Below are 15,680 nucleotides of genomic sequence, written 5' to 3' on the forward strand. Positions count from 1 at the left end.
AATAGTGTATAGGATAAAAACGAGGATTGCCGCAGTCACACAAAGCGTTTCAACCTACGCCAAGGCTTCGGCAGACATGCCTTCGCAACGACAAAAAGCGTCGGTTAGCACCTCGTAATTCGTTCCTAAACACATACTTTTTTACTGGAGTAAGAAACAAGGGAGGCTAAGAATATGAAAAAAACTTATAATGTAGGAATAATCGGAACTGGTTTTATGGGAAAGGTACATTCGTACTCGTATGAAAACCTTAAATATTACTATCCTGACTCACCTTTCAAAGTGAAACTCTTTGGTGTTTGTAGCCGCAGAAAAGAGGTTGTTGATAAACTGAAAGATGATTACAGTTTTGCCACGACCGATTATAAAGAACTGATTAACCATCCTGAAATAGATATAGTGGATATATGTACTCCAAACCAGTTTCATAAGGAACAGATTTTTGAGGCAATCAAAGCTGACAAACATATTTATTGCGAGAAGCCACTTGTTTCTGATATAGAAGATTCTGAATCAATCCTAAAAGCTCTTGAAAATTTTAAAAAAACCCACCAGATAACCTTTAATAGCAGGTTTACTCCAACCTCAATTAGGGTTAAAGAACTTATAGATTTAGGAAAATTGGGTGACCCTATATCTTTTAATATTGCGTATTATCATTCTGGTAGCATTGAAAAAGATAAACCTATGGGTTGGAAACAAGAAAAAGGCGCTGGCGTTTCTCTTGATTTGGCTTCACATATTGTTGACTTACTTTACTACTTTTGGGGAGAATTTTCTGAAGTTTCTGCTATAACTAAAATATTATATCCTGAAAGAATAAACAAACAGGGAGAACTTGTAAAGGTTGAAGCGGAAGATTATTTTAACTGTAATATAAAACTTAAAAATGGTGCAGTGGGTAACCTTGTTGCGTCTAAGATAGCGTTAGGTTCAGAAGATGAGATTAGATACGAATTGTTCGGCACAAAAGGAGCAATCCAGTTTAATTCTATGCAACCTAACTTTATACTCTTTTTTGATAAAAACGATTCTCAAGAAGGTTTTAAGACCATTCCTGTTGTTAGCAGGTATCCTGAAAGTAATTTTCCCGGACCTAAATTTGCAGTTGGATGGATAAGGGGACACATCCACGCCATCTATAAATTTGTATCTTCGATAGATTCAAACCAGCAAGCTAACCCTTCTTTTTATGACGGTCATTATAATATGAAAGTTTTAGAAGCCTCACGTCTTTCAGAGAAGAATGGAGAATGGACTAAGGTAAGTTAAAATTATTGAAGGTAGTATATGATGTTCCCAAGTTCTGAAGCCATATCTACGTTGCTAACATAAACATAATTGGGTAGCACAAGTGTAGTTGGTGCAAAATTTAGTATACCTTTAATTCCCAAACTTACAATATGTTCTGCTGTCTTCTGTGCTTCCTCAACAGGTACACATAAAAGAGCTATCTTAATACCAAGTTTCTTTATGACTTTGTTAGCATCGTTTATATCATAAATTTTTTTACCCTCTATAATGGTTCCAACCTTATTAGGGTTTTTATCAAAACATGCAACAATGGTAACATTAATTTTTAAGAATCCTGAATATTGCATCAAGGCAGAACCAAGTTTTCCAACTCCTACCAGAGCAACCTCTTTTTCTGTGTTAACTCCAAGGATAATTCTGATAGCCTTATAAAGGTCATCAACATTGTACCCTACCCCTCTTTTGCCAAATTCACCAAAAAAAGAAAGGTCCTTACGAAATTGGCTCGGCTGTATATTAAGAAACGATGTTATATCTGTTGAAGAAAAAACCTTAACCCCTTTCTTCTTTAGCATATCAAGATATCTTAGGTATACAATCATTCTTTTAATAGTTTCGTTTGATATGTTCCTTTTTTTTTCCATAAGTAGCACCTATTTTGACTTAATTCAAATAATAAAGTATAATGAATATATTATAAAACAAAGCAGTTTTTCTGTCTAAAAAACAGGAGAATAAATGAAAAAATATGAAGTTAAATCAGATGTCCTAAAACTTGTTTGTGATTTTAGAGAGTTGAATTTTAAAACAACAGCAGAAATAAAGCCTTTAACTGGTCTTATTGGACAAGAAAGAGCTAAAAAAGCTCTCGAATTTGGGCTTAACATTAATAGTGTTGGTTACAACATTTTTGTTACTGGAATCTCTGGCACAGGAAGAACAACTTCTGTTGAACAAGCAGTTAAAAAAATGGCTGAAAGCCGACATATACCTGACGATTGGTGTTATGTTTTTAATTTTACAGACAATGATATGCCTTCTGCTTTAAGGTTTCCTCCTGGGCGAGCAGTCGTATTTAAAAAAGAGATGGACGAACTTGTAGGAGAACTGCTTGTTGAACTTCCCAAAGCATTTGAAAGTCAACTTTATGAAGAACATAAAACAACAATAATTAGAGAGTTACAGGTTAAAAAAAATGAACTATTTGATAAACTGGAAAAAGGAGCAGAAGCTGCTGGTTTCAAAATAAAGAAGACCTCTGCAGGGGTTGCTTTTGTACCTATTATTGGTGGAAAACCTTTAACTGATAAAGATATAGATGCAATGACGGATTCAGCTCGTGAAACTTTGAGAAAAAAACAGGAACTTCTTTATGAGGAATTAACCAAGGTTTTAAGAATTATTAGGTCTCTTGAAAAGGAAGCTCAAAGAAAACTTAATGAGATTGAAAAAAATACAGCAAAATTTACTATTCATCCTAAGATTGAAGAGTTAAAAGAAAAATATAGAAATATCCTTCCTGTATATAAATATCTTGAAGATGTTGAAAACGATATGCTTGAGAATATTGAGGAGTTTAAAGATAAAAAAGAGGTTGAGATACTTCCGGGTGTCAGATTGCCAGAAAAACAATCTCTATTATATAGGTATCAGGTTAATGTTTTTATTGATAATTCACGTATTGAAGGTGCACCTGTAATAAAAGAGCCAAACCCAACATCTTATAATTTAAGCGGGAAGGTTGAATATAAGCCTCAATATGGTGGTATGGTAACAGATTTCACTATGATAAAACCGGGCGCTTTACATAAAGCTAATGGTGGATATTTAATCTTGCAAGCTATTGATGTGCTTAAGAACTACTTTTCTTGGGAAACCCTTAAAAGAGCAATTAAAAATAGCGAGATAATAATTGAAGATTTGAACGAACAGTTTAGGTTGGTAAATACCCCTACTTTAAGACCCGCACCTATTCCATTGAATGTTAAGATTATTCTTATAGGTAATCCAATGCTTTATTATATGTTGTTCCAATATGATGAAGAGTTTCAGAAACTTTTTAAGGTGAAAGCCGATTATAGTGTTGTAATGAATAGAAATAAACAAGGCGTATCTAATTATGCCGCTCTGATAAGTAAAATTTGTAGCGAAGAAAATTTAAAGCATTGTGAAGCAGAAGCGGTCGGTAGTATTGTAGAGTATGGTTCAAGAGTTGCGAATGACCAAAATAGACTAACTACAAGGTTTGTTGAAATTGCTGATATTATTCGAGAAGCAAACTTTTGGGCTGTACAGGATAATTCTGAGTTTATAAACAAACAACATATTGAAACTGCTCTTGAAGAGAAAGTGTTTAGGTCTAATCTTGCTGAAAAAAGACTTGAAGAACTTATTACTGAAGGAACCTTAATGGTTGATACTGACGGTGCTGTTGTTGGTCAAATAAATGGTCTTTCTGTTATGACTATGGGAGACTATTCCTTTGGTAAACCTTCAAGAATTACAGCAAGAGTCTACACTGGATTAAACGGAATGATTAATATTGATAGAGAAGTTAAACTTGCTCGCACAATCCATAACAAAGGCTTTTTGATTTTATCTGGGTACCTTGGCGAAAAATATGGAGAGAATAAACCTTTAGCATTTTCTGCAAGTATCTGTTTTGAACAACTTTATGATGAGATAGAAGGTGATAGCGCTTCATCGACTGAACTTTACGTGTTGCTTTCAGCTCTTTCTGGGTTACCTATAAAACAAGGGATAGCGGTTACTGGTTCTGTTAATCAGAAAGGTGAAATTCAACCTGTTGGCGGAATTAATGAAAAGATTGAAGGTTTTTATTACACCTGCAAATCTAAAAAACTGACTGGTGAACAAGGTGTTATCATACCCCACCAAAATCTAAAACATCTTATGCTAAAAAACGAGATTATAGAGGCTGTAAAAAAGGGTGATTTTCACATTTGGGCAGTAAGCAATGTTGATATGGGTATAGAAATTTTGACAGGGAAACCAGCAGGAGAAAAGAATAGTAGAGGCAATTACCCAGTAGGAACAGTTAATTATCTTGTAGAGAAGAAATTAGATACTCTTTATAAAAATTATTCCAAATTTCAGATTGGGATAAAAGGAAAAAAAGTAAAGTAATAAGATTTTGTTTACCCTACTGTTAAAGTTGTTATAATATTGAAGGGCAACCTTATCATCTTAATTGTTTCAAAGAATAATTTATGAACAAAAATAAAGATGACCTTGAATATATAAAGTCTCAGATACCGATACCTGATGATAACGCTGCATCAAATTTAAGTTTATCACAAAAATTAACTATAATTTCTATTTCTCTAATTTTTCTTTATATTTTTTTTATTAAAAAAGATTTACATTTCCTACACTACTTCTTTTACTATCTTATCACCATATTATATCTTATTGTTTGTACCCACAAACTTCTTTTAATAGTCTCTGGGAGTTTACTAAAAAGTGAGATTAAAATTTCTGATATAGAAATAGCCCATACAAAAATATGGCCATTTTATACTGTCCTTCTACCTGTTTATAAAGAGACTGCAATATTTCCACAATTGTTTAAAGCTATAGAAAACATTGTCTACCCACGTGATAAGTTTGAGGTTCTTCTTCTTGTTGAAGAAGATGATATAAAATTTAAAGAGTATTTAAAAGACAAAACTTTACCTAAATGGTGGAAGGTTTTGGAAATACCTGATTTTAAACCAAAAACAAAAGGTAAAGCGCTAAATTATGGGCTTTTACAAACGAAAGGTGAATTTCTTGTTATATATGACGCTGAAGATATCCCAGAAAAAAATCAGATAAAAAAAGCTGCAATAGCTTTTAGCAAAGTAGATAAGAACGTTGCCTGTCTTCAATCAAAACTTAACTATTATAACCCATACCAGAATATCCTTACCAGATGGTTCACTGCTGAGTATTCTTCTTGGTTTGACCTTTATTTACCAGGAATTGATGCAATTAAAGCACCTATGCCTCTTGGTGGTACTTCCAACCATTTTAGAACAGATAAACTTGTTGAACTTAAAGGGTGGGACCCTTTTAATGTTACAGAAGATTGTGATTTAGGTATTAGAATATTTAAAGCTCATTATACTACAAGAGTTCTTGATACAACTACCTGGGAAGAAGCAAACAGTGTTCTTAACAATTGGCTTAAACAGAGAAGCAGATGGGTGAAAGGATATATACAAACATACTTTGTTAATCTAAGAAACCCTATACAACTAATTAAAAGGGTTGGTTTAATCAATTTTTTCCATTTCAATATTATTGTAGGTGGCAACTTCTTTGTATTATGTTTCAACCCTATTGCTTGGATAATGATATTGATATGGCTCTTCAAACCGCATAAATTTGTTATGGAAAATAATTTCCTTCTTATTTCAACTATAGCACTATTGGTTGGAAATCTCTTTTTCGTTCTGATACATATTTGGGGTGTACTTAAAAGAAGGTGGTATAAACTTGTTTTTGCGGCTTCTATATCGCCCATATATTGGTTTTTGATGAGTCTTGGTGCTTGGAAAGGGTTTTCCCAGTATATAAGAAAACCCCATTTTTGGGAAAAGACTGAACACGCACTTTTTAAAAATTACCATAACCAAAATTCCTAAAAATATCAGGTCTATTCTTCCAGTCTTTAATCACCTTTACCCATAATTCAAGAAATACCTTTTTACCGAGCAATTGTTCAAGTTCTTTCCTTGATTGAGTGCCAATTTTTTTAAGCTTATCACCTTTTTTACCAATAATTATTCTTTTGACATTCTCTCTATCGATAATAATGGTTGCTCTTATGGCAAGCATTCTTTTATCTCTATTGCCAGGTTTTACTTCTTCTACCAGTACTGCAACACTTTGAGGAATCTCCTGGTAGGTGTTGTTGACCACCTTTTCTCTGATTATTTCTGCTATATTATATTCAAGAGGAATATTTGTTTTCATATCTGCAGGAAAAATCTCTTCTCCATCTGGTAAATGGCGATAAATAGTTTTTATAAGTTGAGTAACATTATCACTTCTTCTTGCCGAGATAGGAACAACCTCAAGAAACGGGTGTTTCTCTAAACTTTCCTCAATTAAAGGTAAAACAAACTCTCTCTGAGGGACAACATCAACCTTGTTTATTACAAGAATGATTTTTTTATTAAACTTTTTTAAGCTTTCAAGAATTTTCTCATCATATTCTTGCCACCCGTAGGCATCTATTAAAAGTAAGACAAGGTTGGAATCTTCAACACAACTAAAAATAGTCCTTACCATATTTTTTGAAAGTTCAGTATTGCTCTTCTCAAAACCGGGTGTATCAAGAAAAACTATCTGCCCTTGCTGTGAATTGTATATCCCCAAAATTTTTATACGAGTAATAGCTGGATGAGAAGAAACAATAGATACCTTTGTATTTAAAAGACTATTTAATAGGCTCGATTTTCCAACATTAGGTCTTCCAACAATAGAAACAAAACCTGATTTCATAATGGTATTCCTTTATATGATTATTTCGGCGTTTTTATCAATAGATTCCTTCTCAAGCATCAACACAGCAAGTGAGTGTCTTGCTTCTTCAGGAGTAATGATATTAAACGGTTTGTTATGGCTGACGTGGTCAACGAAGTATCTTAACTCGTGAAAATATCCACCGAGTTCATCTATATTACCTTCGCCTTCAACTTTAATAGTTTCAAAAGTAGGTTTAATAGATTTTCCAGAAGATTCATACACAATAACAGAAGGATTGCTTCTTGAATTAAACGCTACAACCGCCTTCTCAAATTTTGCTGTATAACTCATTTCAAATGGAAACTGAGAAGGAAAATCCCATCCACCTTCAACTGAAACTATAAGGTCATCATCAAAAGTAAAGGTTGAAAATATATGTGAATAAACACTTTCCAACTTTGCGCTTTTTGTACAGATTCTTTGAGGGTTTTTTCCTATAAGGTGTAATATAAAGTCTGTATCGTGTATGTGGAGGTCAAGTAAAGCACCGCCTGAATGTTCATCGTTTAAGAGCCAATCTTCCCAACTCCATGTTGGCAACGGAGACAATCGTCTACAAACAAGGCTTTTGAGGTTACCGTACTCGTTTCTCTCATACACTTCTTTTAAATATTTGTACTCGTTCCAAAACCTAATTACGTGTCCTACCATAAATCTAACCTTATTTTTTTTGCAAGCTTCAATCATTTCATCTGCTTCTTGAACATTCAACGCAATAGGCTTTTCGCAGAAAACATCTTTGCCATTCTCTGCTGCTTTTATAACAAACTCTTTATGTAGATAAGTGGGTAAACAAACATCTATTACTGTTACATCAGGTTTTGTTAAAAGTTGTTCTGCATCGTAATAAGGGATTGCCTTAGCTTTGGTTGCAAGAGATTTCGATTTATCGCCTCTGATATCAGCAATACCTACTATTTTTACATCAGGGAGCATATTGTAAACATTTACGTGCATATTTCCCATAAATCCGGCTCCAAGAATACCTACCCTTGTCATTTTAAAACCTCCTTTTATACCGTTTCTCCAAACGTTTTAAAACTTTTTTATACTTATGTTTTACGGGCAATTTTTCAATTATAAGTCAAATGCTTAACTTTATTTTAAACTAATTATTTGTAATACAAAACATTCATATTTTATAAATTATACTAACGAATTGGTTTTTGTTGAAACTGCTGATATGTTATAAATCAGGGTGTTTCAATATGCCTATATTATACCTTATTTAAGGTTGTTTTGCTTAAAGCCATATAATTTTGAAAGAGAATATGTTTTTTCCTTCTACAGTTGTTAGAAAAGTGCCATCATCAAGTGTTGAAATAAAAGATGTTTTTCCTGAAAGGTCATATCTCCATAATTTTTTCTTATCTTGAGAAAGTAGATAAAAATAGTTTCCCTTTTTACCAGTCATAAGTTTTAATATTTCTTGACTAAACGCTGAATATTGAATATCTTGTCCATCTTCAAAATTTATTATTTCGTTTCCAATCTCATCAAAGAGAAAAGTTCTACCCCTAACTGTTACTGCACAATTATAATTGTTTTTTGAAACCTTTATGCTAAAAACTCTGTTATTAAGGTTCTTCTTCCATAAGACATTACCTTCATCGGAGATAGCCCAATATTGACCGTTTTCCATACCAATAAATACTTTGTCTGATCTATTAGATATCTTTATTGAAGAAACCCATTGAGGAAGTTGTTCTTTCCAGAAAGTTTCTCCTTTCTTGTCTTTAAAAACAACTTCATTATTTATGCTATAAACAAGAAACCTACCATCGTTGGCAATATCTATGCCTCTTGCATAATTGTTAACTTTATGTTTCCAGCTTATTCCGCCTTTAAGACTAGCAAAATATAGTATACCGTTTAAAGACGTCCAAGAAAAATATTGTCCGCACGGAGAAATTGAAACTTTAACAATTTTTTCTGGTAAATTAAATTTTCTTAAAAGGGTGCCTCGCGAGTTAAGGATAGATACTAAACCACTTTCAGTTCCTATTATGATATTTTTAGAGTTTTCGGAAAAACTAAAATCTGTAACAAAACTGTCTGCTTCGTAACTCCATAAAAGTTTATTTTCTGGGATAAAAAGGTTTTCAGGTATATCTTTATTCTGAAATTGGTAAGTAAACCTTTTAACAAAATTGTGTAAATATTCATAAGATTCGGTTTTGTATTCATAAGTTTTTAACCATTTAATCTTTAACGGGTCAAAAACATCTACCTGGAAAATATAATAATCGTCTATTCTTGTAAGTACAGGTCTCAAAATATAATTTGCGTTAACCATCTTTCCAAGGTTAGACAACTCTTCTTCATATTTTAACAAATCTTCAACTGTTATTTCTAACTCAGACATACTCTTATCAACAGCAAGTCTGTTAACAGTTATATAATTCTCCATACTGTTTATCTCTTCAGAAACTATTTTTTGTATATCCTCTTTAATAAATTCTGGAATATTTCTAAAAAGAGTATTTAAAGTTAAAACAGATGGTTTAGTTAATATTGTCTTTATTCTATCAATTTTTCTTGTTAATAAAGAGTTTGAATAGACTTTACCGTGAAAATTTTTCGATTCAAGAGATTTAATAACTTCTTCATATAAAACCTTTGCATCTCGCCACATCTTTTCGTTTTCAAAAATATTAGCCATCTTCATCATATAATCGGTATCAGGTATTATGGATAATTCCTGGTATGTGGAGTAATTAATTAGTGCTTCCTTTGGTCGTTTATGTTGGTATGCAAAATCTCCCATTATTCTGTAAAGATACGCCTCTGGGGAAGCATATTTTAACAATTTCAAGGATTCCCCTTTCTGGGGCCATCCCTTTGGCCAGTTGTGTGGGTTGAAAGGTTTTCCTTCGTCGGTCTTCCTTTTGGCTAATCTTAGATAAGAATCTGCCCTCGTTAAATCCCCTTTAGAATCATAAAAATCTGCTCTTTCTATATAAACCCATACTTTTTCTGGAAAAACGAACTTTAATCTTCTATTATTCTTATACCATTCTGAAGCGTTTAACAGGTTAGTTAAAAGTAATAAAACCAAAATAATAGTATTTCTTATATTTTTCATTTTACTCCCTGAAATTGATAATCCCAAATTGTTCAGGGTTATCAATTCTGCCTGTCCAGGTTGTTAACGGAACTTGCTGGGAATCTCTTTGAAAATTTATACCCCAGCTACTATGCAATAGAGATTTATTTATCTGTAAATCTTTTAAGGGTATAGACATTTCAAGAACCCATCTTGATTTTTCTATTGTGATTGCAGATTGCCACCCTGATACCCCTTCTTTTTGAGTTTCATTGTTCTGATATAACTTCCATACATAGTTATATTTTATATCCCCCAAAGGATGTACAACAAACTGGTACCATTCATCTTCTGAATTTAATGGATTTATTGAAACAGTAATAAAATCCCTTGAATTGAGTGTTAAATTTGTAGCGTTCGGGTCATCACAGATAAAGAGAAGGTATAGGTTGTCTTTGTCGTGCCCTGAAGCAACCTTTGTTTGGATGTTTGAAGGGACTTTTTCATCATCAATCAAAACAAAGTCACCTTCCTTTTGAGATGTCCTCCAAAACCTTTCTTTATCAGAACCATCTATAACTATTTTTTCTTTAACAGTTTTTGCATATATTACTTTGGAAGATATTTCCATTATGCCGATTTTTTCTAAGGCAAGTTTTTCTCTAATTAGTGGTACTCTTCTTCTTAGGGTTGAAGGAATACCTGTATCTGAAAGATATCTGTTCGCTTGAGTTCTTATTGGTTCTATAGATTCTTCTGACAACCTAACGAGAGTTTCTAATCCTTTATCTTCTCCTATTCTTGCAAGAGCCCACGCAGAAAGAAGTTTAACTTCTAACTCTGAATCTATCATACTTCTAAGAAGATAAGTTGAAGATCGCCTGTTAGATAAAAAAACAAAAATTTCAGCTGCAAGTTTCTGGTACTCAACATTGCTACTTTGAATATATTTCACTCCAAAAGGAAAAGCGTCAGAAACATTCATCTTAGCAAGAGCCCACGCACATATAACTTGGTATTCAGGGTCAAAGTGGCGTGTCCCAACTTTTAATTGAGGGATTGCATCTCTATATTTTGACTCCCCTATAGCAAAAGCCGCAAGTTTTTTGATATTCATATCAGATTCTTGGATAAGGGTTTTTAAACTTCTGCCATAAGTTCGAGAAGGAACTTCTTTTGATATCAGAAGCATCTTTTCTCTAACTTCGGGATATTTGCTGTACGCCATTTTAAGTAATAAATTCGTAAGTTGTCTTGAACCAGAAAGAATCTCAATCTTATTTAAAGAAACCTCTCTTTCTCTTTTATCAGTGCTTCTTATTTTATATGAAAGTTCATCTATTATCTTGCCAATTAGAAAACTCGACTGTCTTTTTACTTGTCGGTTCTTTTCGTATCTTTCTTGGTAAACAAGAATTTTTAAGTAATCATCGTCATATCTAAAAGTGTTATATAAGGCCTTTATTGCAGAGTGTCTAAAAGAGGCATCTTCATCTTTTGCTTTTTCAATAAGAAACTCTTTTACAGAATCTCCTTTGCCAATATTGCCAAGAATAGTAAACGCTTTAATTCTTGAGTTGTGCGGAAATGTGTCATTATCAATAAAAGTTTGTAATAGTTCATAAAAAACAGGGTCATTTATATCTCTGATTAATTTTTCAGCATACTCCCTTATTTGAGGTGAGTTATCCCCAAGTTTTTCAACTATATAAGGGTAAGAGAGAGGTTCACGAAAATTCTCAAGAGCCCACAATGAGTACATTCTAACCCTGTCATCTTTATCAATTAAGGCGTTAGATATACCAGTAAGGCTTTCAGAAGATTTTAGTCTAACAAGAGTTTTAATGCTTTCTATCTTCACCTGTGTGGATTCTTCTAACAGAAGACTCTCTATCTCTTTATTGGCATCTTCTGATTTAAATTTCTCTATAGCCCATAAAGCCCTTATTTTTATCTCGTCTTTTTCATCTTCAAGCATCTTTATAAAAGAAGGAATCGCTCTTTTATCTTTTGACGCCTCAAGTGCCCATAATGTTCGGAGTCTAACCTCTGGATCTAAGTTGTCAACAGAATCAAGTAATGGTTTAATCTGGTTATCTGGCAACTTTTTGAACGCTGCACGGGAATTGTCTTTCCACATAAGACTAAATAAAGCCCATAAAAGTTTGGCTTTAACATCTTGGTTTGTATCGGTTAATTTTGATACAATAAAAGGTACAGTTGTTTCATCACCATATTTGTTTAGCCCAATAGCTGAATAATACCTTACTTGCCAATAAGAATCTTTCATACCTTTTTTAAAATCTTCAACAGATGTCTCTTCTCCATATTTAACTAATCCTTGTATTCCGTATAGTCGTACCTGCCAATATGTATCATCAAGAGTTTTTTTGTAATAAGGGATGCAGGTAGAATCACCAAGTTGTAAAAGAGCAAAAGAAATTTTTGTTCGAACTTCATCGTTCTTTTCAGTACTCAAAACAGCCCCAAGTTCAGGTAAATATATTTTATTACCTGACTTAACCATTTTATCAATTATCTCTATTTTCTTCTGCTTTGTTCCAAAATTTAATCCTCTTATCTCTACATTATCTTTTGCATAAGAAAGTGAAAATGAAATCATACTAAATACTATTGTTGCAATTTTAATTTTTTTAATCATTTTTCTCTCTTTAATCGTTGTAAAAAAAAGCAGGAAAACCTATATCAACAATTTTTATTTCACCACAATATTCAGGTCCCTGGTTTATATAAAACCCTTTTTTAGAAAAACCAAAACTGACAGTTATGTTGCCTTTAATTGCTGAACCACAAACTTCTCCAGTATCAGGATTTAATCCTGAAGGAATATCTGCACATACAACAAACTTTTTAGATTCATTTATTTTAGAGACCAATTTAGATGTTGGTTCTTTAAGTTCTCCCTTTATACCAGAACCAAAAAGAGCATCAACTAAAATCGGTGCTTCAACCTTGAAATTATGTAATTTTAACTTATCAACTGAATAAGTTATTATATTCATTTTATGCAAAATATTGAAATTTGTAAAGGATAATTGTGTAAAGTTGTCTGGAGTGCCAAGAAAAAAGACTTTAACAGGAACTCCAAAATTGAATAAATACCTTGCCGCAACAAAGCCGTCTCCCCCATTATTGCCTTTCCCTGAAAAAATCCAAACTCTTTTATCTTTGTAATTAGAAAGTTTTTTAAAAACAATTTCTGCAAGAGACCTGCCAGCATTTTCCATTAGAATTTTGCGTGTAATCCCAATCTCTTTTTCTGTTTTTTCTTCTATTTGAACAATCTCTTTTACTGTAAGAACTTTTGTTTTCATATTAAACATTTAATTTTGCGATTAACCCTTTAGCAATTGTATCTACTGGACCTGCTCCAATTGTAAGGATAACGTCTCCTGGTTGAGAAATATCAGCAAGATAATCGACTATCTCGTCAAACGAAGGTAAATATATCGCTTCCTGCCCGTTCAAATTGATTTTGTCAACAAGAACCTGTGAAGTAACAAGTTTTTTTTCAAGCAAAGAATCTCTTACAAAAAATATTTCAGGCACAATAATTTTATCAGCAAGATTAAAAGATTTTGCAAAATCTTTCAATAAAATTCTTGTCCTACTATGTTGATGAGGTTGGAAAACAACAATAAGTCTTGATTTTGGGAACAACTTCCTCATTGATTTTAAAGTGCAGGTAATTTCTGTTGGGTGATGTCCATAATCGTCAATCACAGTTATCCCTTTTATATTAGCAAGTACCTCAGACCTTCTATGAACACCTTTAAAATCTTCGATTCCTGTTTTAATAAGTTCAAAAGGAATACCAAAACAGTCGGCGCATATCATTGAAGCAAGAGAATTTAAAATATTGTGGTGTCCGTGTGTTTTAGATTTTATGGTACCTATCTTTTTCTTTTTATAGCAGTAATCAAACTGTGTAAAATCTTCAAACACTTTTATATTTTCTGCGCGGTAATCTCCAGACAAAATACCGTAAGAGATAGTTGATTTATCCTTTAATTTATTGGCAACATTAGTTGTGTGTTTATCATCAGAACAGTAGATAATCTTTCCACCAGCTTTGAGGTTACCAAAAAAACGCTTGAAAGCTCTTTTTATTTCTGTAATATTTTTATAATAGTCGAGATGGTCTTTTTCAATATTTGTTACAATTGCAATCTCAGGTGAATAGTTTAAGAATGACCTTCTATATTCACAGGCTTCAACTATAAGAAAATCGCTCGCCCCAACACCTGAGTTGTTACCTGAGTTTAGCATTTGCCCACCAATAAGAAATGATGGACAAGCGCCAGCTGACTGTAATATAGATACAACCATAGAGGCAGTTGTAGTTTTACCGTGGGTACCTGCAACAGCAACACCTCTTTTGGTTTTCATAAGCAACCCAACTGCTTCAGGGTAACTTAGCATAGGAATACCATACTCAAGAGCTTTTATATATTCAGGATTATCAGGAGCAACAGCGTGAGAATATATAAATATATTTATATCTTTAGTTATATTTTTTTTTGTTTGAGTTAAATGTATTTTTGCACCCTTAGCTTTCAACTCATCTAAAACAGTAGAGTATGTTTTATCAGAACCTACGACTTCTTTATTTATATTTAACAACATTCTTCCAAGACCGCTCATTCCTGTACCACCAATACCAGTCATATATATTTTCTTGGAAGACTCAAGTAGATTATTTTTCATTTTTTACCAATCCAAGTATTAAGTTTGTATTTTTTTCTTCAAAATCAACGATAGAAAAATTTTTCATATTTTTCTGTATTTCGCTTCTGTTTTTAAGAAAATTATCAAAGAAATGAGGAAACTCTTTCAAATTTTTCTCATTCTGTTTTATAACTGCACATCCTCCTCTTTCTTCAAAATAGGAAGCGTTAAATGCTTGGTGTGCACCTGCATAAGGGTAAGGAACTATGACAGCAGGAATTTTCCAAGCATTAATCTCAGTAAGAGTTCCAGCTCCAGCTCTGCAAATAACTACGTCAGCACAACTGTATAGTTGTGCCATATCAAAGTAGAATTTAAATACTTTAGCTGAGATTCTATTTTTATCGTACAATCTTTGCAATTTTTCAGGAGTTCCACCTGTTAGATGTAAAAACTGTAAATCTAAACCTTTTAAGTAAGACACGTTTTCGGTAATAAGTCTATTTAAAAAATCTGCACCTTGGCTTCCTCCAAAAACAAGAATAGTTAAACGTTTGGAAGAGAACCCAAAATCTTTAAGAATCTTGCTTTTATCAAAATTTTCAGTAAAATCTTTAATAAGAGGAAAACCTGTATGAAAAGTGTTCCTAATAGGGTAACCCTCAAAAACTGGAAAAGTTATAGCTATCTTATCAGCAAAATATTTTGATAGTTTGGTTACTTTGCCCATTTTATAGTTTTGCTCATGGACAAAAATCTTTATACCGAGTACCTTTGAAGCAAGTAAATAAGGTACTGTGGTATAACTACCAGTAATAACTATAGCCTTAAATCTTTTATGAACTAAATGTAAGAAAGCTCTAAAAAAAACATAAATAAATTTTAATGGGGAGAAAATATCTTTACAAGATAACCTTGCATAAGGTATAGTAACAAAACTAAACTCTTTCTTTTTAAGCCATTTTTGTATATAATTTTTATGTGGTACAAAAAAAGAGATATCTACATTGTTTTTATTTCGTAATTGCTCCCCTATTGCAAGACCGGGAAAAAAGTGACCCCCAGTAGAGCCAGTAACAATGGCAATTTTTATTTTATCTGTTTTGTCCATTAGTATATTATAACAGAAATTTAAAAATTTTTCTTATTTTTTTAA

Annotated in this window: 11 protein-coding genes; 3 read left to right on the plus strand and 8 right to left on the minus strand. The window is 32.6% G+C overall.

All coding sequences use genetic code 11. The features are described 5' to 3' along the window. Positions 1–174: 174 nt before the first annotated feature. Positions 175–1,272 carry a Gfo/Idh/MocA family oxidoreductase gene (locus tag M0P98_01560; protein MCK9265563.1) on the plus strand — a complete coding sequence of 366 codons (1,098 nt, stop codon included), beginning with the start codon at positions 175–177 and terminating at the stop codon, positions 1,270–1,272. Positions 1,273–1,274: 2 nt separating this feature from the next. Here M0P98_01560 and M0P98_01565 read toward each other — a convergent pair whose 3' ends face one another. Next, complete coding sequence (locus tag M0P98_01565; protein MCK9265564.1) at positions 1,275–1,898, minus strand: redox-sensing transcriptional repressor Rex; 624 nt, start codon at positions 1,896–1,898, stop codon at positions 1,275–1,277. 94 nt (positions 1,899–1,992) lie between these two features. On the opposite strand from M0P98_01565, the gene M0P98_01570 reads away from it, so the two are divergent. Together M0P98_01570 and M0P98_01575 are read left to right on the plus strand one after the other, a co-directional pair. Next, a complete protein-coding gene (locus M0P98_01570) occupies positions 1,993–4,401 on the plus strand; it encodes an AAA family ATPase (GenBank protein MCK9265565.1) in 2,409 nt (802 codons plus the stop codon). Between the two features lie 83 nt (positions 4,402–4,484). Further along, positions 4,485–5,903 carry a glycosyltransferase gene (locus M0P98_01575; protein MCK9265566.1) on the plus strand — a complete coding sequence of 473 codons (1,419 nt, stop codon included), beginning with the start codon at positions 4,485–4,487 and terminating at the stop codon, positions 5,901–5,903. Here M0P98_01575 and era read toward each other — a convergent pair. From era to M0P98_01610, 7 genes are all read right to left on the minus strand, one after another. Then, on the minus strand, positions 5,875–6,765 hold the full coding sequence (gene era / locus M0P98_01580; protein ID MCK9265567.1) for a GTPase Era: 891 nt from the start codon (positions 6,763–6,765) through the stop codon (positions 5,875–5,877). The genes M0P98_01575 and era overlap by 29 nt on opposite strands. Positions 6,766–6,777: 12 nt before the next feature. Further along, positions 6,778–7,788, minus strand: a complete 1,011-nt coding sequence (locus M0P98_01585) for a Gfo/Idh/MocA family oxidoreductase (GenBank protein MCK9265568.1) — start codon at positions 7,786–7,788, stop codon at positions 6,778–6,780. A 244-nt stretch (positions 7,789–8,032) separates the two neighbouring features. Then, a complete protein-coding gene (locus M0P98_01590) occupies positions 8,033–9,874 on the minus strand; it encodes a hypothetical protein (protein MCK9265569.1) in 1,842 nt (613 codons plus the stop codon). Position 9,875: 1 nt separating this feature from the next. Continuing rightward, the gene (locus tag M0P98_01595; protein MCK9265570.1) at positions 9,876–12,497 is read right to left on the minus strand and encodes a HEAT repeat domain-containing protein; all 2,622 of its coding nucleotides are present in this window, start codon (positions 12,495–12,497) and stop codon (positions 9,876–9,878) included. A 10-nt stretch (positions 12,498–12,507) separates the two neighbouring features. Next, positions 12,508–13,179: an NAD(P)H-hydrate epimerase gene (locus M0P98_01600; protein MCK9265571.1), complete on the minus strand. Its 672-nt coding sequence runs from the start codon at positions 13,177–13,179 to the stop codon at positions 12,508–12,510. Beyond that, positions 13,172–14,563: a UDP-N-acetylmuramate--L-alanine ligase gene (gene murC, locus M0P98_01605; GenBank protein ID MCK9265572.1), complete on the minus strand. Its 1,392-nt coding sequence runs from the start codon at positions 14,561–14,563 to the stop codon at positions 13,172–13,174. The genes M0P98_01600 and murC overlap by 8 nt, the downstream gene beginning before the upstream one ends. Continuing rightward, on the minus strand, positions 14,553–15,635 hold the full coding sequence (locus tag M0P98_01610) for a UDP-N-acetylglucosamine--N-acetylmuramyl-(pentapeptide) pyrophosphoryl-undecaprenol N-acetylglucosamine transferase (GenBank protein ID MCK9265573.1): 1,083 nt from the start codon (positions 15,633–15,635) through the stop codon (positions 14,553–14,555). The genes murC and M0P98_01610 overlap by 11 nt, the downstream gene beginning before the upstream one ends. Positions 15,636–15,680 lie beyond the last annotated feature (45 nt).

The organism is bacterium (genome assembly GCA_023230585.1).
In the GTDB taxonomy this organism is placed as follows: domain Bacteria; phylum Ratteibacteria; class UBA8468; order B48-G9; family JAFGKM01; genus JALNXB01.